General features: G+C 73.2%; 16 protein-coding genes. 9 read left to right on the forward strand and 7 right to left on the reverse strand.

Annotation, left to right across the window (positions count from 1 at the left end; all coding sequences use genetic code 11):
* Positions 1–39: 39 nt before the first annotated feature.
* Genes ACFWOG_RS10810 through ACFWOG_RS10820 form a run of 3 tightly spaced genes read right to left on the reverse strand, consistent with a single transcriptional unit; the run spans position 40 to position 2,953 of the window.
* Positions 40–858: a heme ABC transporter ATP-binding protein gene (locus ACFWOG_RS10810; RefSeq protein ID WP_380356860.1), complete on the reverse strand. Its 819-nt coding sequence runs from the start codon at positions 856–858 to the stop codon at positions 40–42.
* Entirely contained in the window at positions 855–1,892 is a 1,038-nt protein-coding gene (locus ACFWOG_RS10815; protein WP_329884022.1) for an iron ABC transporter permease, read from the reverse strand. Before ACFWOG_RS10815 ends, ACFWOG_RS10810 begins: the two co-directional genes overlap by 4 nt.
* A 29-nt stretch (positions 1,893–1,921) precedes the next feature.
* Positions 1,922–2,953: a hemin ABC transporter substrate-binding protein gene (locus ACFWOG_RS10820; protein ID WP_380356863.1), complete on the reverse strand. Its 1,032-nt coding sequence runs from the start codon at positions 2,951–2,953 to the stop codon at positions 1,922–1,924.
* A 158-nt stretch (positions 2,954–3,111) separates the two neighbouring features.
* On the opposite strand from ACFWOG_RS10820, the gene ACFWOG_RS10825 reads away from it, so the two are divergent.
* Together ACFWOG_RS10825 and ACFWOG_RS10830 are read left to right on the forward strand one after the other, a co-directional pair.
* Positions 3,112–4,692 carry an HtaA domain-containing protein gene (locus tag ACFWOG_RS10825; protein ID WP_380356866.1) on the forward strand — a complete coding sequence of 527 codons (1,581 nt, stop codon included), beginning with the start codon at positions 3,112–3,114 and terminating at the stop codon, positions 4,690–4,692.
* 42 nt (positions 4,693–4,734) lie between these two features.
* The gene (locus ACFWOG_RS10830; RefSeq protein WP_380356869.1) at positions 4,735–6,456 is read left to right on the forward strand and encodes an HtaA domain-containing protein; all 1,722 of its coding nucleotides are present in this window, start codon (positions 4,735–4,737) and stop codon (positions 6,454–6,456) included.
* Between the two features lie 96 nt (positions 6,457–6,552).
* On the opposite strand, the gene ACFWOG_RS10835 is transcribed toward ACFWOG_RS10830, so the two are convergent.
* Both ACFWOG_RS10835 and ACFWOG_RS10840 read right to left on the reverse strand, forming a co-directional pair.
* Positions 6,553–7,224: a biliverdin-producing heme oxygenase gene (locus ACFWOG_RS10835; RefSeq protein ID WP_329949175.1), complete on the reverse strand. Its 672-nt coding sequence runs from the start codon at positions 7,222–7,224 to the stop codon at positions 6,553–6,555.
* A gap of 230 nt (positions 7,225–7,454) precedes the next feature.
* On the reverse strand, positions 7,455–7,946 hold the full coding sequence (locus tag ACFWOG_RS10840; RefSeq protein ID WP_148643392.1) for an inorganic diphosphatase: 492 nt from the start codon (positions 7,944–7,946) through the stop codon (positions 7,455–7,457).
* 76 nt (positions 7,947–8,022) lie between these two features.
* Here ACFWOG_RS10840 and dacB point away from each other — a divergent pair, with 76 nt between their 5' ends.
* The 6 genes from dacB (at position 8,023) to folE (ending at position 15,950) form a co-directional block, all read left to right on the forward strand.
* A complete protein-coding gene (dacB, locus tag ACFWOG_RS10845; RefSeq protein WP_380356873.1) occupies positions 8,023–9,579 on the forward strand; it encodes a D-alanyl-D-alanine carboxypeptidase/D-alanyl-D-alanine-endopeptidase in 1,557 nt (518 codons plus the stop codon).
* A 49-nt stretch (positions 9,580–9,628) separates the two neighbouring features.
* On the forward strand, positions 9,629–10,807 hold the full coding sequence (locus ACFWOG_RS10850; RefSeq protein ID WP_380356880.1) for a zinc-dependent metalloprotease: 1,179 nt from the start codon (positions 9,629–9,631) through the stop codon (positions 10,805–10,807).
* 390 nt (positions 10,808–11,197) lie between these two features.
* Entirely contained in the window at positions 11,198–12,325 is a 1,128-nt protein-coding gene (gene tilS, locus ACFWOG_RS10855; protein ID WP_380356889.1) for a tRNA lysidine(34) synthetase TilS, read from the forward strand.
* Between the two features lie 71 nt (positions 12,326–12,396).
* Entirely contained in the window at positions 12,397–12,951 is a 555-nt protein-coding gene (hpt, locus tag ACFWOG_RS10860; protein ID WP_030059589.1) for a hypoxanthine phosphoribosyltransferase, read from the forward strand.
* A 229-nt stretch (positions 12,952–13,180) separates the two neighbouring features.
* Positions 13,181–15,232 (forward strand): ATP-dependent zinc metalloprotease FtsH, encoded by a 2,052-nt coding sequence (gene ftsH / locus ACFWOG_RS10865; RefSeq protein WP_329949176.1) that lies wholly within the window; start codon positions 13,181–13,183, stop codon positions 15,230–15,232.
* A gap of 112 nt (positions 15,233–15,344) precedes the next feature.
* Complete coding sequence (gene folE, locus ACFWOG_RS10870) at positions 15,345–15,950, forward strand: GTP cyclohydrolase I FolE (RefSeq protein WP_329883966.1); 606 nt, start codon at positions 15,345–15,347, stop codon at positions 15,948–15,950.
* A 25-nt stretch (positions 15,951–15,975) separates the two neighbouring features.
* On the opposite strand, the gene ACFWOG_RS10875 is transcribed toward folE, so the two are convergent.
* Positions 15,976–16,782, reverse strand: coding sequence for a ferritin-like domain-containing protein (locus tag ACFWOG_RS10875; RefSeq protein WP_329883965.1), 807 nt, complete (start codon positions 16,780–16,782; stop codon positions 15,976–15,978).
* Positions 16,783–16,895: 113 nt separating this feature from the next.
* Positions 16,896–18,047 (reverse strand): alpha/beta hydrolase-fold protein, encoded by a 1,152-nt coding sequence (locus ACFWOG_RS10880; RefSeq protein WP_329949177.1) that lies wholly within the window; start codon positions 18,045–18,047, stop codon positions 16,896–16,898.
* 375 nt (positions 18,048–18,422) lie between these two features.
* Here ACFWOG_RS10880 and ACFWOG_RS10885 point away from each other — a divergent pair, with 375 nt between their 5' ends.
* Positions 18,423–20,261, forward strand: coding sequence for a phosphatidylglycerol lysyltransferase domain-containing protein (locus tag ACFWOG_RS10885; protein ID WP_329949178.1), 1,839 nt, complete (start codon positions 18,423–18,425; stop codon positions 20,259–20,261).
* Positions 20,262–20,309 lie beyond the last annotated feature (48 nt).

A 20,309-nucleotide genomic window follows, 5' to 3' on the forward strand; every position in this document is an offset into this window, starting at 1 on the left:
CCACCCGGACCGACCCGGACCGGCCCGGCCCGGCCCATGTCAGTCGCGTTCGGGCAGGACCAGCGGGACGCCGGTGCGCGGATGCGGCAGCACCTCGACCGGGTGGCCGTAGACCTCGCTGAGCAGCGGTGCGCGCAACACCTCGGCCACCGGTCCGTCGGCGACCGTCGCACCGCCGGTCAGCAGCACCACCCGGTCCGCGTAGGCCGCCGCCAGCGTGAGGTCGTGCAGGACGACGACCACGGCGTCCCCGGCGGCGGCCCTGGCCCTGGCGACCCGCAGCACCAGTTCCTGGTGGCGCAGGTCGAGCGCGGCGGTGGGCTCGTCGAGGAGCAGCAGCGCGGTCCGCTGGGCGAGGACCCGGGCCAGGGCCACCCGGGCCCGCTCGCCGCCGGAGAGCGCGGTGAACGGCCGTCCGGCGAAGGCGGTGGACTCGGTCGCGGCCATCGCCTCGGCGACCACCGCGTCGTCCTCGGCGGCGGCGGCCGTACCGGACCAGGGCGCGCGGCCCATCCGGACCACCTCGTCCGCCGGGAACGGGAAGGAGAGAGCGGCCGACTGCGGCAGCAGCGCGCGGTGCCGGGCGAGTTCGGGGGGCCGGTAGCCGGCCAGCGGCCGGCCGAGCAGGCGGACCTCGCCGGCGGTCGGCGGGAGGTCGCCGGCCAGCACGGAGAGCAGGGTGGACTTCCCGGCGCCGTTCGGCCCGAGCAGGGCGACCACTTCGCCGGCCGTCACCCGGACGTCCGCGCCGGCCAGCAGCTCGCGCCCGCCGACGGTCAGCCGGACGGCGTCGGCGGTGAGCAGTTCGGTGCCCGGGGCGGGGCGTGCGGGCACCCCGGGACGGGTTCGCAGTCTCATGCCCAGCCTCCCTGCTTGGTCCGGGTGCGGCGCAGCAGCCAGAAGAAGAACGGGCTGCCGATCAGTGCGGTGAGCACGCCGAGCGGGAGTTCGGCGGGCTCGGCCAGGGTGCGGGCGGCGAGGTCGGCGGCGACCAGGACGAGGGCGCCGCCGAGGGCGGAGGCGGGCAGCAGGAACCGGTGGCCCGGTCCGGCGACCATCCGCAGCAGGTGCGGGACGACCAGGCCGACGAAGCTGATGATGCCGCTGACCGCGACGGCGGCGGCGGTGAGCAGGGCGACCAGGGTGATCAGCACCAGGCGCATCCGCTCGACGTCGACGCCGAGGTGGCGGGCCGGCCGCTCGCCGAGCGCGAGCAGGTCCAGCGGCCGCGCGTAGCGGGGGGCGAGGGCCAGTCCGACGAGCGCGAACGGCAGGACGGCCAGCACCTTGCCCCAGGTGGCCTGGGCGAGCGAGCCGAGCTGCCAGAAGGTGACCTGGTTGATCGCGGCGGTGTCGGCGGTGAAGAGGAAGAGGCCGATCAGCGCGCCGCAGAAGGCGTTGACCGCGACGCCGGTGAGGATCAGCGTGACCACCTCGGTGCGGCCGCCGGAGCGGGACATCGCGTACACCGCGAAGACCGTCAGCAGGCCGGTGGCGAAGGCGAAGGCGGTGATGGTCCAGTTGCCGAACGCGTCCAGGCCGAGCACGATGCAGGCGACCGCGCCGACCGCGCCGCCGGAGGAGACGCCGATCACGGCGGGTTCGGCGAGCGGGTTGCCGAAGACGCCCTGCATCAGTGCGCCCGCGCAGCCGAGCGAGCCGCCGACCAGCAGGGCCAGCACCACGCGGGGGAGCCGGACGTTCCAGAGCACCGACTCGGGGACGCGGTCGAGCGGGTGTCCGCCGAGGCCGAGCCGGTGGGCGAACGAGGCGAGGATGTCGCCGAGCGGGATGCGGTAGGCGCCGATCCCGGCCGCGAGCAGGGCGCAGAGCACCAGCGCGACGGCCAGACCGACGACGACCAGGGTGGTCCGGCTCCGGGGCCGGGCCATGGGGACGGTCTTCTTCTGTACGGCGGTGGTCACTTGGCGGCCGCCGGGTAGAGCTGTTCGGCGATCTCGCGGATCACCTGCGGGGTGCGCGGGCCGTAGCTGAGCAGCTGGCCGTCCTCGACGGAGACGACCCGGCGGTCCAGCCCGGCGGGGGTCTGGGCGACGCCGGGCAGCTTGAGCAGGCCGTCGACGCCGCCGACGGAGTCGAGGCCCTTGCTCATCACCAGGATCGCGTCGGGTGCCGCCTTGACCAGGGCCTCGCTGGTGAGCGGGGTGAAGTCGCCGGAGAGCCCGGCGGCGGTTCCGGCGTCCTCGCCGCCGACCGCCTCGATCAGCGAGCCCGCGCCGGAGGCCGGGCCGCCGAGCAGGAATACCGAGGCGCTGCCGCGGAGGTAGAGGAAGGCGACCTTGGGGTGGCGGTCGACGGCCGGCAGGGCGGCCCTGGCCTGGGTGATCCGCTGCTCGGTGCGCTCCTTCAGCTGCCGCCCGGCGTCGGGGACCCCGAGCGCGGCGGCGACGGTGTCGATGCGCGGGCCGACGTCGCCGAGCTTCTTGGCGTCGTCCAGCACGATCAGCGGGACGCCGGCGGCGCGGATCTGTTCGATCGCCTCGGCCGGGCCGGTGGAGCGGTCGGCGAGGACGAGGGTCGGGTGCATCGAGAGCACGCCCTCGGCCGAGACGTCGTGGGCCTGGGTGATCACCGGGAGGGCGGCGGCCTGCTGGAAGGTGGTGGAGACGTCCCGGGCGATCACCTTGGGGCCGAGGCCCAGGCTGAAGACGATCTCGGCCAGGCTGCCGTTGAGCGGGACGATCCGGTCGGCGCTGGTGACGGTGACCTGGCGTCCGTCGGCGGAGGCGACGGTGGCCGGGAGCTGCGGGGCGGGCTCGCCGGGCAGCGGTTCGACCGTGTCCGGGGCCTTCGTGACGCCCGTTCCGGTGGCGGCGCCGGTGGAGCCGGTGGACGGGCCGCAGGCGGTCAGGGTGAGCAGCAGGCCGAGGGCGAGCAGCAGGAGGGCAGGCCCGAGGGCTGCCCGGCTTCGGGTGGTACTGCTGCTCAACATGGTCCCCTTCGGTGGGAGTTGTCCCTGCCGGGTGCCATGTGTGGGGGGCGACCGGCGGGGCTCTTGACTCATATATTAGGTTAGCCTTACCTCAATTCCGCAAGGGGGTCGGTGGTGTACCGACTCTCTTTCCCCCGTCGCGCCGAGGAGTGATCCGCGTGCCTCTGCCCAGCCGGCTACGTCGTCTGGCCGCCGTCCTGGTGGCCGCCCTGGCTGCCCTGATGACGGCCGTGCTGCTGCCCGGCCAGGCGGTGGCGGCCGAGGGGAAGGTCTCCGGCGGGCGGCTCGACTGGGGGATCAGGCAGTCCTTCCTGACGTACGTCACCGGGCCGATAGCCAAGGGGAGTTGGGCGCTGACCGGAGGTGCGGCGACCGTTTCCGGCAGCGGCTTCCGGTTCCACTCCGCCACCGGCACGTACGACCCGGCGAGCGGCGCGCTGACCGCGGCGTTCTCCGGCGGGGTCCGGTTCACCGGGCACCAGGAGAACGGTGTCAACGTGCTCGACCTGAGTGTCGGACGGCTCACCTTCCGGGCCGCTCCGGGCGGCGCGGCCGGGCTGTACGCGGACATCAGCAGCAGGTCCAAGGAGACCGGCCAGGTCAGCAGTGCGAGCCAGGCCAAGCTGGCCGACCTCTCGCTGGCCGGCGTCGACCTGCGCGGCGCGGCCGGCACCCTGACCCTCAGCGGCGTCCCGGCGACGCTGACCGACGCCGGGGCCAGGGCCTTCGGCAGCTTCTACACCGCCGGGACGGCGCTCGACCCGGTCAACCTCTCGGTCAACCTCCCGGCGGCCCAGCCGGCTTCGACGGCACCCTCGACGGCCCCGACGGCCGCCGCGTCGACCCCGGCCGGGGCGCCCGCACCGACCGCCGCACCGACCGCAGCAACGCCCACCACGCCGGCGCCGACCGCCGCACCGACGACGCCGGCCGCCCCGGCGGCGACCCAGGATGCCGCCGCCCGGGCGGAGTTCGGCAACGGCGCGCTCGACTGGGGCGTCCGACGGACCTTCCGCGACTACGTCACCGGCTCGATCGCCCAGGGCCGCTGGGAGCTCACCGGCGGCGCGGCGGACGGCGGCGCCTTCTTCCGCTGGACCCCGGCCAAGGGCGCCTACGACCCGGCGACCGGCGCCCTGACCGCCGCCTTCACCGGTGGCGTCCGCTTCACCGGCCTGAAGACCGGTGACACCCACGGGCTGGACCTCACCCTGGCCAACCTCGGCGTGACGATCGCCGACGGTCAGGGGAGGCTGCTCGCCGACGTCTCCGGCCGGACGCCGGACGGCGCCACCCAGCAGCTCACCGGCGTCGAGCTGGGCGCCTTCGACCCGGCCGGGCTGAAGCCCGAGGGCGGCCTGCTCAAGGCCGCCGAACTCCCGCTGAAGCTCACCGAGGCGGGCGCCAAGGCCTTCGGCAACCTCTACCCGGCGGGCACCGTGATGGACCCGCTGAGCTTCGCCGTCGCGCTCGACCCGGCCGCCGCCCTCCCGCCGCTGCCCGACATCGGCAGCGCCCCGGCGGCGACGCCGGCCCCGTCGGCGACCGCCTCGCCGTCCGCCGCCCCGGTGGCCGACGCCGCCGATGCGGGCGGATCCGGCGGAGTGCCGACGGCGGCCGTGGTGGCCGGCGTCGTGCTGGTGGCGGCGCTCGCCGCGGCCGGCGGCGTGTACACCCTCCGCCGGCGCCGGGCCGCGCCGACGGACCCCCCGGCCACCGCCCCGGCCGACGCGGCCTGACCGCCGCTCCACCTTCCCCCGCTCACCGATCGGAGTACCCCCATGTCCCGCAGCACCGCCCTGCCTTCGGCCGGCCGCCGCAACCGCACCCGGCTGGCGGCCCTGGCCGCCGTCACCGCCGGTCTCGGCCTGGCCGCCGCAGGCGTCCCCGCGCTGGCCTTCGGCGCCGGTGCGCCGACCACCGTCACGTACGACACCGGTTCGCTGGACTGGGGCGTGAAGGCCAGCTTCCGGAACTACGTGACCGGCCCGGTCGGCCAGGGCGCCGTGGAGCTGACCGGCGGCGCCACCACCAACGCCGACGGGACCTTCCACTTCGGTCTGGTGAGTGCCGCCTACGACATGTCCACCCACGCGCTCAGCTCCTCGTTCACCGGCGGGGTCCGCTTCACCGCCCATCACGGCGCGCTCGACGTCGCCCTCAGCGACCTGAGGATCACCACGGCCGGGACGGTCGGCACGCTGACCGCCGACACCGCGTCCAAGGAGTCGATGGGCGCCACCGAGGTCACCCGTCGGGACGACGTGCCGCTGGTGACCTTCACGGTCGCCCGGGACACCACCAACGGCGTGCCGGCGGCGGCCAAGCTCACCGAGCAGGGCGCCAAGGCGTTCGCGGGCTTCTACCAGGCCGGTTCGGACATGGACCCGCTGGCGCTGCTGCTCAAGCAGAGCCCGGCCACCCCGTCCCCGACCGCCACGCCGACCGCCACCGCGACGCCCTCCGCGACCCAGTCGCCCACCGCCACGGGCTCCCCTTCGGCGACGCAGTCCCCGTCCGCGACCCAGTCGCCGACCGCCACGGGCTCCCCGAGCGGTTCTCCGTCGGCCACCCAGTCGCCGAGCGCGACCGGCTCGCCCTCCGCGTCCGGCAGCCCGTCGGCCACCGGCTCCCCGAGCGGGTCCCCGTCGGCCACCGCCACCGGCACCCCGTCGGCCACGACCACGTCGACCACCCCGCCGGCCGCCGGCCAGCTCGCCGTCGTCGACGGCAGCCTGGACTGGAAGGTCAAGGAGAGCTTCCGCAAGTACCTGCAGAGCCCGGTGGCCAACGGCAAGGTCGAGTTCGGCGGCGGCGCGGCCGACTACCGCTTCGGCGGCGCGACCGGCAGCTACGACACCCGGAACCACACCCTGTCGGCGGGCTTCGCCGGTTCCGTCCGCTTCCTCGGCCACCCCGCGGCCGGCGGCTACCAGCTGGACACCACCTTCTCCAAGCTCGGCCTGAGCATCGGCAAGGACGGCGCGTTCCTGACCGCCGACGTCAACGCCAAGTCCCTGGACGGCAAGACGTCCGCGCTGTCCGGTGCCCGGATCGCCAAGCTCGACCTGTCCAAGGCCTCCCTCGCCCCGGTCAACGGCGTGGTGACGCTCACCGGCGTTCCGGCCGCGCTGACCGCCGAGGGCGTGCCGGCCTTCGCCAACTACCCGGCGGGCGAGGTGCTCGACCCGGTCACCGTCTCGCTGGCCTTCGACAAGAACGCCCAGCTGCCCACCAACCCGGCCGGCGGCGGCACGACGGGCGGGACCGCCGCGGGCGGCACCGGCAGCGGTACCGGCACGGGGACGGGCACCGGTGCGGGCTCGGTGGGCGGTGCCTCGCTCACCACCTCCGGCGGCGCCTCGCTGGGCGGCTCGGGCGTGCTGGCCTCCACCGGCTCGTCCACCCCGGTGGCCCCGCTGCTGGCCACCGCCGGCGGTCTGCTGCTGGCCGGTGGCGGCGCCACCGTCCTGGCCCGCCGTCGCGGCGCGGCCCGGGCCTGAGGACCGGCCGCCGGCTCGACGGTCCCGAGCCGGCGGCCCCACGGGAACGGCCCCGGCGAGCAGCTGCTCGCCGGGGCCGTCGCCGTACGGGGTCGTTCAGGCGCTCAGCGGGTACCGCGTGTCGAGGTCCCGGAAGATCGCGCCGTTGAGCCGGAAGGCCTGCTTGCACTCCTCGACCACCCGGCGGCGCTCGATCTCGTCCAGCGCCAGCCCCGCGGCGTCCAGCTTGGCCCGGTAGTCGCGCTTGAAGGCGGCCGGGTTGCCGACCTCCTCGAAGACGTAGAACCGCACGCCGTCACCCTTGCGGTCGAAGCCCCAGGTCTTCTCCGCGATGCCGCGGATGATCTGGCCGCCCGACAGGTCGCCCAGGTAGCGGGTGTAGTGGTGCGCGACGTACCCCGCCGGCCACTGCTCGGCCAGCTCCTCCACGCGGGCCGCGTACGCGGCGGTGGCGGGCAGCGGCGACAGCGCGTCGCGCCATCCGGGCCCGAGCAGGTGCGCCAGGTCGCGCTCGATGGCGGCGGTCCGCATCAGGGCCAGGTCGATGAACGGCCCGGCCACCGGGTGCTCCGCCAGCTCGGCGGCCCGGCCCTCCAGGGCGCGGTAGACGTACCAGAGCTGGCCGGTGAGGTCGGCGTAGGCGTCGACCCCGAGGTGCCCGCCGAGGAGCCGGCTCATGAACGAGGACTGTTCCGCGGCCTCGTGTTCCGCGCTGCTCGCGGTGCGCAGCACGGTGGAGAACGGGACGGGCTGCTCGGGTATGGGCATGCGGGCCTCCAGGTATCGAGTACACCCCCGATTGCTTTGGTTAGCCTAGCCTAATCTTTCGTCATGCCGACAGGGTGTCGGGAAGATTCGTACGCCCCGGGGAGTCCCGGAGAACGGCGAAGGCCGGGACCCGCGGGACAACCCCGCGAACCCCGGCCTTCGACTGCCGCGACCTGCCCCGAGCCGCTCCGGCGGACGGACCGCCGGGCGGACGAGATCGGTACGACGACTCAGTGGCCGCCCTGCTCCGCCAGACGCTTGATCGACGCGGTGACCTCGGCCTCGGCCTCGGCGCGGCCGACCCAGTTGGCACCCTCGACCGACTTGCCCGGCTCCAGGTCCTTGTAGACCTCGAAGAAGTGCTGGATCTCCAGGCGGTCGAACTCCGAGACGTGGTGGATGTCCTGGAGGTGCTCCCAGCGCGGGTCCGTCGCCGGGACGCACAGCAGCTTGTCGTCGCCGCCGGCCTCGTCCGTCATCTTGAACATGCCGATGACGCGGCACTTGATCAGGCAGCCGGGGAAGGTCGGCTCCTCCAGGATGACCAGCGCGTCCAGCGGGTCGCCGTCGTCCGCGAGGGTGCCCTCGACGTAGCCGTAGTCGGCCGGGTAACGGGTCGAGGTGAAGAGCATCCGGTCCAGGCGAAGGCGACCGGTCTCATGGTCGACCTCGTACTTGTTGCGGGAGCCCTTCGGGATCTCGATCAGGACGTCGAACTCCAACGGTTCCTCCAAGGTAGGGACTGACAGAATCCAAGTGTCTCCTACGGGAGTGGATGCTCAGGAAAGGGGCCGGGTCGTGCGCGCAGGGGCTGGGGCGGGGGGCCGCCGTCGGGGGACGGCCGCGGGGCTGTTCGGGACGGCACTGCTGGTCGCGGGGACGGTGCTGACGTCGGGTGGTGCGTACGCGCAGCCTTCCGCGACGCCCGGGGCGACGCCCACGCCCGGCGGGTCCACCGCACCGCCCGGCACCGGCACGCCCGGGCCGGGTACGCCCGCGACCGGCACGCCCGCGACCGGCACGCCCGGGGCGGCGTCCGCCTCGGCGTCCCCCGGCTCCGCCGCCCGCCCCGCACCCGCCGCCGGCACGGTGCTGGCCGCCGCCGAGGCCGGCCCGGGCGCCGGACTGCCCACCGCGCAGGGACTCCAACAGGCCCTCGCCCCCGTGCTCGGCGACCGGAACCTCGGCACCGTCAGCCTCGCCGTCGCGGACGCCGCCGACGGCCGGCTCCTGTACGGCAGCGGGGAGAACACCCCGGCCACGCCCGCCTCCACCACCAAGCTGGCCACCTCGGTCGCGGCCCTCTCGCTGATCCCGGCGGAGACCCGGCTGACCACCCGGGTCGTCAAGGGCGCGGCCCCCGGCGGGATCACCCTCGTGGGTGGTGGCGACCCCACGCTGACCGCGCTGCCCGCCGACCAGGTGCAGATCGCCGGCCTGCCCGCCGACCCCGACACCGCCCCGGCGTCGCTGGACGCGCTGGCCCGGCAGACCGCCACCGCCCTGAAGGCCGTCGGCACCACCACCGTCTCGCTGGACTACGACCTCTCGCTCTACTCGGGCAACCCGCAGCACAAGAACCACGACGGGGAGAACATCGCGCTGGTCACCTCCCTGATGGTGGACGAGGGCAAGGTCGACCCGAAGAGCCGCGAGGACGCGCCGGCCCGGTTCGCCGACCCGGCCGGCCAGGCCGCCGAGGCGTTCGCCGGCCTGCTGAAGGCCCAGGGCATCACCGTCCAGGGCAAGGCCAAGCAGGCGTCCGCCCCGGCCGCGGCCGACGCCGCGGTGCTCGGCCGGGTGGACTCGCCGACCATGGCCCGGCTGGTCGAACGGATGCTGACCACCTCCGACAACACCCTCGCCGAGGCGATCGCCCGTCAGGCCGCGCTCGCCGCCCGCCAGCCGGCCGGTTTCGAGGGTGCCGCCACCGCGGTCACCCAGGAACTCGCCCGGCTCGGCGTGCCGATGACCGGGGTGGTGATCAACGACGGCAGCGGCCTCCACACCGGCAACGCGATCCCGCCGGTCGTCCTGGTCAGGCTGCTCGCGCTGGCGGGCGCCGACCAGCACCCGGCGCTGCGACCGGTGATGACCGGTCTGCCGATCGCGGGCTTCACCGGCACCCTCGGCAAGCGGTTCGGCGCCGGATCCGGCGCCGCCGACGCGGCCGGGCTGGTCCGCGCCAAGACCGGCAGCCTCAGCGGCGTCAACACCCTGGCGGGCACCGTGGTGGACGCCGAGGGCCGGCTGCTCTCCTTCGCCGTGATGACCCGGACCGGGGCCCCCGTCGACGCGGCCCGCGCCGCGATGGACCGCATCGTCGCCCGGCTGGCGGCCTGCGGCTGCCACTGACCGGCCACTGTGGCTCCCCCCGGCGGACGAGAGCACGTACGGTGAGGGCATGACGAGCGCGAGCGGCGGTGCTGACATGGTCGACTGGAATCTCGCGGTCGCAACCGCGACCAGGCTGGTACGGCCGGGGCCGGAGGTGAGCCGGGCCGAGGCGGCCGCGGTGGTCGCCGAACTGCGCCGGCACGCCCTGGAGGCCGAGGAACACGTCCGGGAGTTCACCGGCATGCGGTCCAGCAGCCTGGCCGAGGCGGTCGCGACCCCGGTGCTGATCGTGGACCGCCCCGGCTGGGTGCGGGCCAACGTGGCGGGGTTCCGCACGATCGTCCAGCCGCTGGTGGAGAAGCTCCAGGCGCGCCGGGCCAACGGCTCCGGCCCCGGGGTCTTCGGCACGGTGGGGGAGAAGGCCACCGGGATCGAGGTCGGCGCCCTGCTGGCCTTCCTGTCCACCAAGGTGCTCGGCCAGTACGAGACCTTCGCCCCGGCCGAGTCCTCGCTGGAGACGCCGGACAGCCCGGCGGCCCTGTTCGACAAGCCGCGGCTCGGCCCCGAGACCGCAGGCCCGGGCCGGCTGCTGCTGGTGGCGCCGAACATCGTGCACGTCGAGCGCGAGCTGGACGTCGACCCGGCCGACTTCCGGCTCTGGGTCTGCCTGCACGAGGAGACCCACCGCACCCAGTTCACCGCGGTGCCCTGGCTGCGCGACCACATCCAGTCCGAGGTGCAGTCGTTCCTGTCCGAGACCGACGTCGACCCGGGGGCGCTGCTGGACCGGCTGCGCGACGCGGCCGGCACGCTCGGCGGCGGCCTGCCCGGACTCGGCGGCCGTGCCGAGAGCGCCCCGTCCGCCGGACTGCTGGAGATCGTCCAGTCGCCGGCGCAGCGCGAGATCCTCGCCCGGCTGACAGCCGTGATGTCGCTGCTGGAGGGCCACGCCGACGTGGTGATGGACGGTGTCGGCCCGGCCGTGGTGCCGAGCGTGGCGGAGATCCGGGAGAAGTTCCAGCAGCGGCGGGACCGCGGCGCCAACCGGCTCGACCTGGTGCTGCGCCGGCTGCTCGGCATGGACGCCAAGCTCCGCCAGTACCAGGACGGCGCGGTCTTCGTCCGGGGCGTGGTCGACCAGGTCGGGATGGACGGCTTCAACCGGGTCTGGACCTCGCCGAACACCCTGCCGACCAAGGAGGAGGTCCACGACCCGGCCGCCTGGGTCGCCCGGGTCGCGCGGTAACCCCTTCCGTCCCGCCGTCCGCCCGCCCTCCGTGCCCGTCGTCGGGCCGGAGGGCGTCGTCCTCGGCGGGCCGGCGCGGACCTTCGGCCGCCCGGGACGGGCCGGGAGCGGGGGCGGACGACCGTCTCGGCGGGGCGTTCGGTCCGAAGGGTGGTCGCGCGCGGTCAAACCCGTTCGTACGAGTGGTCCAGTCGTGCAGATGGCGGGTGAAGATACGTTTCTCCATTCACCCGAACGTGGGACGGTGGTCGTACCGGTGGCGCGGGTGGCGTAGCGGGTGCCTCCTTTCTGCCACCATCTGTGAGCGCCCGGTAACGCGGTGCGCATGGATGCGCGGTCCCCGCCGCGCCCACAGCCGTCCTGTCCCCCTCTGCCGAGGAGTCGTCCGCCGTGGGCCCTCACCCCGCCGTCGCAGCGATACGCCTGGCCGTACGCCGTACCCTCGCCGACCTCGCCACCGAGGCCGGCTCCACCTTCACCGCCCCGGTCCGCGAGCCGCGTGAACGCACCGGGGGCGTGCCGCTGGCCGTCGCCGCCGTCGGCACCACGTTGATCGGCAACGCCCACCGCCACCCGTCCGGGCTGCCGCGCACCCCCGCCGCGCCGGGCTCCCCGCTGGTCCTGGTCGCCGTCAGCGGCGGCGCGGACTCCATGGCCCTGGCCATCGCGGCCGCCTTCGAGGCCCCCAAGATCGGTCTGCGGGTCGGCGCCGTCACCGTCGACCACGGCCTCCAGGCGGGATCCGCCGACCGGGCCGCCCAGGTCGCCGACCGGCTCCGCGAGCTCGGGCTCGACCCGGTCGAGGCGATCCCGGTCCAGGTCGGCCGCGAGGGCGGCCCCGAGGCCGCCGCCCGCGACGCCCGGTACGCCGCCCTGGACGAGGCCGCCGAGCGCCACCGCGCGGTCGCCGTCCTGCTCGGCCACACCCGCGACGACCAGGCCGAGACGGTCCTGCTGGGCCTGGCCCGCGGCTCCGGCTCCCGCTCGTTGGCCGGGATGCCGGCCCAGAAGGGCCGCTACCGCCGCCCGCTGCTGGAACTGGACCGGGCCGCCACCCGGCAGGCCTGCTCCGCGCAGTCCATCCCGGTCTGGGACGACCCGCACAACTGCGATCCGGCCTTCACCCGCTCGCGGGTCCGCCACGAGGTGCTGCCGGTGCTGGAGAAGCACCTGGGCGGCGGCGTGGTCGAGGCGCTCGCCCGCACCGCCCGGCTGTTCCGCGACGACGCCGACGCGCTGGACCAGTGGGCCTCCCTGGCCGAACGCGACCTCCGGACGGGCGAAGGCACCCTGGACGCCGTGAAGCTGGCCGAACTCCCCTCCGCCGTGCGCCGCCGGGTGCTGCGCCGGGCCGCGCTGCGCGCGGGCTGCCCGGCCGGGGACCTCTTCGCCCGGCACCTCGAAACGATCGACCTGCTGGTCACCGGATGGCGCGGCCAGGGACCGCTGCACCTACCCGGGGGCGTCGAAGCCACCCGGCGGTGTGGCACGCTGGTCTTTCGGCGACAGGGCGACTGACGGGCTGGTGTGCCCCGGGGAAGCCGGCCGCCGGCCATCCAGACCCCGACACGTTTGAGGACGTATCCCCGGTGGACCAGAACGACATGGGCGCTGACCTCGCGAAGGTGCTCATCAGCAAGGACGAGATCGACGCGAAGCTCCTGGAGCTGGCCGAGCGCATCGACCGCGACTACGCAGGCAAGGACCTGCTGATCGTCGGCGTCCTCAAGGGTGCCGTGATGGTCATGGCCGACCTCGCCCGGGCCCTGCACTCGCAGGTCACGATGGACTGGATGGCGGTCTCCTCCTACGGGATGGGCACCAAGTCCTCCGGCGTGGTGCGTATCCTCAAGGACCTCGACACCGACATCGCCGGCCGTGACGTGCTGATCGTCGAGGACATCATCGATTCCGGACTGACCCTCTCCTGGCTGCTCGGCAACCTGGGTTCGCGCGGCCCGGCCTCGCTGGAGGTCTGCACGCTGCTGCGCAAGCCGGACGCCGCCAAGGTCGAGATCGACGTCAAGTACGTCGGGTTCGACATCCCCAACGAGTTCGTGGTCGGCTACGGCCTCGACTACGCCGAGAAGCTGCGCAACCTGCCGTTCATCGGCACGCTCGCCCCGCACGTCTACGGCGGCTGATTGACCCCGTTCGGACGACGGGCGGGAACGGTTGGCCGTTCCTGCCCGTTGGGTCGGGGGAACAGAGAAACACTGTCGTGTCGCTGTGCTCCCGCCATGAGCGGGTCGTACTGCGGTACGGTCCAATAAAACCGCTCTTCACATGAGCACAGACCGGATGCGCCGGCGGCCCACAGCCCCGCGGCGCCGTTGAGTGGCAGGAGGGACGGGGCGGCAACGCCCCGCATGGATGGACGTCAAGCGATACTTCCGTGCGCCGATCATGTGGATCGTGCTGGCCGTCCTCGCCGTCATCGTGCTGATGCAGGTCGTTTCGGATTCGAACGGCTACAAGACGGTGGACACCGGGCAGGTCGTCGCAGCGATCGACGCGAAGCAGGTCAAGTCGGCGCAGATCACCACGGGTGACTCGAGCACAATCAAGATCCAGCTGAAGGACGGTGCCAAGCTGCCCGCAGTGGGCACCGGCAAGCCGCAGTCCGGCAGCAAGTTCCAGGCCTCCTACATCGGGGACCAGGGCGTTGCGATCGCCGACAAGCTGCAGGCCCAGATCAACGACAACGACCAGAGCACGCTCTCCGAGGGCTACACCGTCAGCCCGGAGAAGCAGAGCACCCTCGTCAGCCTGCTGCTGTCGATGCTGCCCATTGTGATCATCGTTCTGGTCTTCCTGTTCCTGATGAACCAGATGCAGGGCGGCGGCTCCCGCGTCATGCAGTTCGGCAAGTCCAAGGCCAAGCTGCTGACCAAGGACACCCCGAAGACCACCTTCTCCGACGTCGCGGGCGCGGACGAGGCGGTCGAGGAGCTCCACGAGATCAAGGAGTTCCTGCAGGAGCCGGCCAAGTTCCAGGCCGTCGGCGCCAAGATCCCCAAGGGTGTGCTGCTCTACGGCCCGCCCGGAACCGGCAAGACCCTGCTGGCGCGTGCCGTCGCGGGCGAGGCCGGGGTGCCGTTCTACTCGATCTCGGGTTCGGACTTCGTCGAGATGTTCGTGGGTGTCGGCGCCAGCCGCGTCCGCGACCTCTTCGAGCAGGCCAAGGCGAACGCCCCGGCGATCGTCTTCGTCGACGAGATCGACGCAGTCGGCCGGCACCGCGGTGCGGGTCTCGGCGGCGGTCACGACGAGCGCGAGCAGACCCTCAACCAGCTGCTGGTCGAGATGGACGGCTTCGACGTCAAGGGCGGCGTGATCCTCATCGCGGCCACCAACCGCCCGGACATCCTGGACCCGGCGCTGCTGCGCCCGGGCCGCTTCGACCGTCAGATCTCGGTCGAGCGTCCCGACCTCCAGGGCCGTCTGGACATCCTCAAGGTGCACCAGAAGGGCAAGCCGATCGCGCCCGACGTCGACCTCTCGGCCGTCGCCAAGCGCACCCCCGGCTTCACCGGTGCCGATCTGTCGAACGTCCTGAACGAGGCGGCGCTGCTGACCGCCCGCTCGGACAAGAAGCTGATCGACAACAACACCCTGGACGAGGCGATCGACCGCGTCGTGGCGGGTCCGCAGAAGCGCACGCGGATCATGTCCGAGAAGGAGAAGAAGATCACCGCGTACCACGAGGGCGGCCACGCCCTGGTGGCGGCGGCCTCTCCGAACGCGGACCCGGTGCACAAGATCACCATCCTGTCCCGCGGCCGGGCCCTCGGCTACACCATGGTGCTGCCGGACGAGGACAAGTACTCCACCACCCGCAACGAGATGCTCGACCAGCTGGCGTACATGCTGGGCGGGCGTGCGGCGGAGGAGCTGGTCTTCCACGACCCGACCACCGGTGCCTCGAACGACATCGAGAAGGCCACCGCCACCGCGCGGGCCATGGTCACCCAGTACGGCATGACCGAGCGCCTCGGTGCCATCAAGTTCGGCAGCGACAACTCGGAGCCGTTCCTGGGCCGTGAGATGGGTCACCAGCGCGACTACTCGGAAGAGGTCGCCGGGCTGGTCGACGAAGAGGTCAAGAAGCTCATCGAGAACGCGCACAACGAGGCCTGGGAGATCCTGGTCGAGAACCGCGACGTGCTCGACAACCTGGTCCTGGAGCTCCTGGAGAAGGAGACCCTCAACAAGGAGCAGATCGCCGAGATCTTCACGCACATCGTGAAGCGCCCGGCTCGTCCGGCCTGGACCGGGTCCGCCCGTCGGACCCCGTCGACCCGCCCGCCGGTGCAGTCCCCGAAGGAGCTGGCGCTCACCTACGGCGCCGCCGCCGTCGAGGCCGCCCCGGCCGACGTGGCGAAGGTCCCGCCGCTGCAGCCCGAACCGCCCGCCGAGGGCTGACCGGCAGCACGGGCACCCGCCGGAATGGATGCCGCGTCACCAGGGTTTGTACCCTGGAGGCGCGGCATCCGTGCTGTTCAGCCAAGTCAGTCCCACGAGAAGCGAGGCCCGCATGATCGACCCGGTGACGCTCGACGGTCCGCCCGCCGTCGGCACCTTCGACCAGAAGCGGGCCGAGAACGCGATCCGCGAGCTGCTGCTGGCCGTGGGGGAGGACCCGGACCGCGAGGGGCTGCTGGAGACGCCCGCGCGGGTGGCACGGGCGTACAAGGAGATATTCGCGGGTCTCTGGCAGGAGCCCGAGGAGGTCCTCACCACCACCTTCGACCTCGGCCACGACGAGATGGTGCTGGTCAAGGACATCGAGCTGACGTCCGTCTGCGAGCACCACCTGGTCCCGTTCCGGGGGGTCGCGCACGTCGGGTACATCCCGTCCACGAGCGGCAAGATCACCGGCCTGTCCAAGCTGGCCCGGCTGGTCGACGTCTACGCCCGCCGGCCGCAGGTCCAGGAGCGTCTCACCAGCCAGGTCGCCGACGCGCTGATGCGGATCCTGGAGCCCCGCGGCGCGATCGTCGTGGTCGAGTGCGAGCACATGTGCATGTCGATGCGGGGCATCCGCAAGCCCGGGGCCAAGACCATCACGTCCTGCGTGCGCGGCCAGCTGCGCGACCCGGCCACCCGGGCCGAGGCGATGAGCCTCATCATCGGGCGCTGACCGGGTCGGCGCCGCGGGCCGCCGGTCAGATCGCCTCCTGCGCCTCCTGGGCGTCGGACACCGCGTGCGGCGGAGCGGGCGTGCCCAGCGCGTTTCGGCGCGCGGGCATCCGCAGCCGCACCATCCGCCGCCAGCCGTACGACCGGTCGTACAGGTAGAGCGCGTGGACGCCCGCGGTGACCACGGCCCGCTGCCAGAGCGGCCAGCGCAGGATCCGCGCCATCCGGGACGTCACCGCGAGCCCGACGTCCCGGTGGGTGCGGATCTCGCCGCGGGCGCAGGTCTCCAGGACGTGCCGGACGTACGGGCCGTGGCCCTCGGAGACCAGCCGGAGCAGCTCCTCGTGGCAGTAGGCGAGGTGGTTGTCCTCGTCGGCCGAGATCATCCGCATCGCCCGGCCGACGTCGGGGTTGTCCCCGTAGGCCTTCACCAGCTGGCGCATCTGCTCGGCCGCGCGCTGCTCGGTGACCCGGCTGTGCGCCAGGTAGGTGATGATCTCGCGCTCGGTCAGCGGGACGTCGCCGGTGAGCCGCTCGTGGGCGAGGCCGACGCCCTGGCGCTCCAGCAGCATGCAGTAGTCGGCCTCGGCGGGGACGTCGATCCTGGGCAGGCCGCGCTTGTTCAGCAGCTGGGTGAAGATCCGGCCGTGCTTGCGCTCGTCGGCGCCGTGCCGGGCGATCTTCGGGGCGAGCACCGGGTCGAGGGTGAGGACGGTGATCCGTTCGTTCTCCCAGCCGCCCTGGTCCTCGCCGCCGGCTGCGATGCTGCAGAACAGCTGATAGGCCTCGTCGTTCCGGTAGATCTCGTCGAAGAGTGATCGGGTGCTGAGCATGGGGCCTCCTGCCCGGATCCGGGACGGTGCCGGCCGTTCGGCCGGGCGGTCTCGATGCGTTCCCCCGGGGCGCCGGGCGGTCCGCCCGACCGGCCGGTAGTCACCCGGCTGCCCTAGCCGAGGTGGTGGCCCATCCACTCCAGCGAGGCGGGCAGCTCGCGCACCCAGCTCTCGAAGTTGTGACCGCCGTCGTCCAGGTAGAGCGACTCCACCGTGAACTGGGGGTTGGCGGCGGCGACCTGCTGGGCCAGGTCGACGAACTGGACGGTCCGCGGGTAGTCGGCCTCCTTGCGGGTGGAGACGACCAGCATCGACAGGGCCGGGACGGGCAGGTTCTGCAGCCGCCACGCGAGGTCGCTCTGCTCGGCCAGCGCCGCGTCGCCGCCGAACAGGCTGCCGCCGGTGAACTGGTCCTCCACGACCTTGAAGTCGCCGTGCAGGCCGCCGGCCGCGCCGAAGACGTTCGGGAACCGCATCGCCAGCCGGAACGCGCAGCTGCCGCCGGTCGAGTAGCCGAAGGTGCCCCAGGCGGCGGCCGAGCGGCTGGTCCGGTACGCGGAGCGGAGCGCCTCCGGGACGTCCCTGGTGAACCAGGACTCGGCGAGCGGCCCGCCGGGGACGTCCACGCACTCGGTGTTGCGCGACGCGGAGACGGTCGGACGGGACAGCACCACGATGGTCGGCTGCATCCTGCCGGTGCGCTGGAGCTCGGCGGCGGTCTGGACGACCGGCAGGTCCTTCATCAGATTGAGCGTCGTGCCGGGGTAGCCGGCGATGGCCAGCAGCACCGGGAAGCGGACCAGGGCGAACTTCGGGTCGAAGTACTCGGGCGGCAGGTAGACGAACATCTGGTCGGACAGGCCGGTCTCCTTCCCGGTGATCCGGACCGACTCGACCCTGCCGACCTCCTCGGGCGGCCCCTTCGGCAGGTCGCCGACGGTCTCCATGCCGCCCTCGTTGGTCGGCTGGAGCAGTGCGTCGGGGGTCGCTCCGCCCTTGTGGTTCTCGTTGCTGGTCAGGGCGAGCTTGGTGCCGCCGGAGCTGAGCAGGTCGTTCCATGTGGTGTAGAAGCCGAAGGAGTTGTTGACGGCGAGCGCCATCACGGCGAGGACCGACACCTGAGTGACCGTCATCAGTCCGACCCGGCCGAGCACCGGCAGCGGGCGCTGGCGCGCCAGCCTGGGCCAGATCCAGAGGGTGGCGACGAGCGCCGCCGAGCCCAGGGCGAGGAGCGAGTTCATCAGCGCGTCGCTGGTCAGTTCCATGCCGTGGGCCTTCCGGTGGGACACTGTCGGTGCAGGGTTCATCGTCTGGCGGTGCGTCAGCCGGGGCCAGCGCGGCTAGGCTGTCCGGACGTCGGGAGGGCCCGGGAGGCCGCCGGTCGCAGTGCGCAACCGACGCCCTAGAATGCGGCGTCCACCGTACGTACCGCGTACGCGGGGGCCCGTCGCGCCACGCGGCGAGGGGCTCCGGCACCCACCCCTCGGCTCAATCGCAGTGCCCCCAGGGCTTCGGCTTACCCTTCGTTTCCGGTTCCTTGGTGTGCGTCTTGCCTGATGAAGGAAATCGCATGAAGGTCCATCACGGCTCCTCCCCCGGAGTGACAGGACACCGCTCCGAAGCCTCTACGCTGAACCTCCATGAGCGTTCCCGTGTCCGTTGAGCCGAGCCCCGAGCAGCCGCCCCGCCGTCGCGGCCTGCAGACGCTTCGTACCCAAGCGGCCGCCGTACCCCGGGCCTGGCTGCCCGGTGCGGTCGGCTACGCCTGTCTGCTGATCGGGCTGGTGGACGTCGCCAGCGCGGTGTTCCCCAAGCTCCGGCACACCAAGGTGCACACCTTCGCCGGGCAGCTGCCCGGCGGCACCACCACCCTGGCCGCCGCCGGCACCCTGATGGTCGGCCTGCTGCTGGTGCTGCTCGCGCACGCGCTGCGCCGGCGCAAGCGGCGTGCCTGGCGGGCGGTCTGCGTCCTGCTGCCGATCGGCGCCGCGCTGCACCTGCTGCGCTGGCACCAGCTGGGCCCGGCGGTCATCTCGCTGGTGCTGTTCGTGGTCGTGCTGGTCCACCGGCGCGAGTTCTACGCCAAGGCGGACCCCCGCACGCGCTGGCGGGCGGTGGTCAACCTGGTCGTGATGGGCGCCGTCAGCGTGCTGCTCGGCCTGCTGGTCGTCTCCACCCGGACCGGGTACGAGCTCGGCCACGCCGGCCTGTACGAGCGGCTGGAGCACGTCGTCTACGGACTGTTCGGCTTCGAGGGACAGGTCCACTACACCTCGGACCGGGTCTCCGACCTGGTCGCCTACCTGCTCGGCGGGATGGGCCTGATCACCGCCTTCACCACCGCGTACCTGGCGCTGCGCCCGGAGAAGCCCAAGCCGGAGCTGACGGCCGAGGACGAGGAGAAGGTCCGTGGGCTGCTGGAGCGCCACGGCGAGCGGGACTCGCTCGGCTACTTCGCGCTGCGCCGCGACAAGAGCGTGCTGTTCTCGCCCAGCGGCAAGGCGGCGATCTCCTACCGGGTGGTCTCCGGGGTGATGCTCGCCTCCGGTGACCCGGTCGGCGACGTCGAGGCCTGGCCCGGCGCGATCAAGGTCTTCATGGCCGAGGCCCGCGAGCACGCCTGGGTGCCGGCCGTGATGGGCTGCAGCGAGGTCGGCGGCGAGGTCTGGACCCGGGAGGCGGGCCTGGACGCGCTGGAGCTGGGGGACGAGGCGATCGTCGACACGGCCACCTTCTCGCTCTCCGGGCGGGCGATGCGCAACGTGCGCCAGATGGTCAAGCGGATCGAGCGCAACGGCTACTCCTGCCAGGTGCGCCGGGTCTCCGACCTGACCCCGGAGGAGAAGTACCGGATCGCCGACGCCGCGGCCCGCTGGCGCGGCACCGACACCGAGCGCGGCTTCTCGATGGCCCTCGGCCGGTTCGGGGACCCGGGTGACGACGCCTGCGTGGTGGTCACCGCCCACAAGGCCCCGGAGGAGGGCGAGACCGGCGACGACCTCAAGGCCGTGCTGCACTTCGTCCCCTGGGGGACGGACGGCATCTCGCTGGAGCTGATGCGCCGTGACCGGGCCGCCGACCCCGGCCTGAACGAGCTGCTGATCGTCGCGGCGCTGCAGGCGGTGCCGGCGATGGGGGTCCGGCGGGTCTCGCTGAACTTCGCGATGTTCCGCTCGGCGCTCGCCCGCGGTGAGCGGATCGGCGCCGGACCGGTGCTGCGGGCCTGGCGGGGGCTGCTGGTCTTCCTCTCGCGCTGGTTCCAGATCGAGTCGCTGTACAAGTTCAACGCCAAGTTCCAGCCGGAGTGGGAGCCCCGGTTCCTGGTCTTCCCCAACACCCGCGACCTGCCCCGGATCGGGTTCGCCGCGATGCAGGCGGAGGCCTTCATCACGCTCGGCATGCCCCGGATCGGCCGCAAGCGGCAGCGCCAGGGCCTGATGCCGGCCGACGCCCGGCCGGAGGTCGGCGAGGCCGCCTGAGCCGCGCCGACCGGTCCGCCGGCCCCCGTCGAGGCGTGTCCTCGGCGG

Origin of the sequence: Kitasatospora sp. NPDC058406 (genome assembly GCF_042722765.1) — a bacterium.
Classification (GTDB): Bacteria; Actinomycetota; Actinomycetes; order Streptomycetales; family Streptomycetaceae; genus Kitasatospora.

Coding starts and splice junctions, on each gene's coding strand:
- ftsH (WP_329949176.1), top strand. CDS start 13,181: ATGGACGTCAAGCGATACTTCCGTGCGCCGATCATGTGGATCGTGCTG.
- ACFWOG_RS10830 (WP_380356869.1), top strand. CDS start 4,735: ATGTCCCGCAGCACCGCCCTGCCTTCGGCCGGCCGCCGCAACCGCACC.
- ACFWOG_RS10880 (WP_329949177.1), bottom strand. CDS start 18,047: ATGGAACTGACCAGCGACGCGCTGATGAACTCGCTCCTCGCCCTGGGC.
- ACFWOG_RS10835 (WP_329949175.1), bottom strand. CDS start 7,224: ATGCCCATACCCGAGCAGCCCGTCCCGTTCTCCACCGTGCTGCGCACC.
- ACFWOG_RS10875 (WP_329883965.1), bottom strand. CDS start 16,782: ATGCTCAGCACCCGATCACTCTTCGACGAGATCTACCGGAACGACGAG.
- ACFWOG_RS10815 (WP_329884022.1), bottom strand. CDS start 1,892: ATGGCCCGGCCCCGGAGCCGGACCACCCTGGTCGTCGTCGGTCTGGCC.
- ACFWOG_RS10885 (WP_329949178.1), top strand. CDS start 18,423: ATGAGCGTTCCCGTGTCCGTTGAGCCGAGCCCCGAGCAGCCGCCCCGC.
- folE (WP_329883966.1), top strand. CDS start 15,345: ATGATCGACCCGGTGACGCTCGACGGTCCGCCCGCCGTCGGCACCTTC.
- ACFWOG_RS10820 (WP_380356863.1), bottom strand. CDS start 2,953: ATGTTGAGCAGCAGTACCACCCGAAGCCGGGCAGCCCTCGGGCCTGCC.
- ACFWOG_RS10850 (WP_380356880.1), top strand. CDS start 9,629: ATGACGAGCGCGAGCGGCGGTGCTGACATGGTCGACTGGAATCTCGCG.
- ACFWOG_RS10810 (WP_380356860.1), bottom strand. CDS start 858: ATGAGACTGCGAACCCGTCCCGGGGTGCCCGCACGCCCCGCCCCGGGC.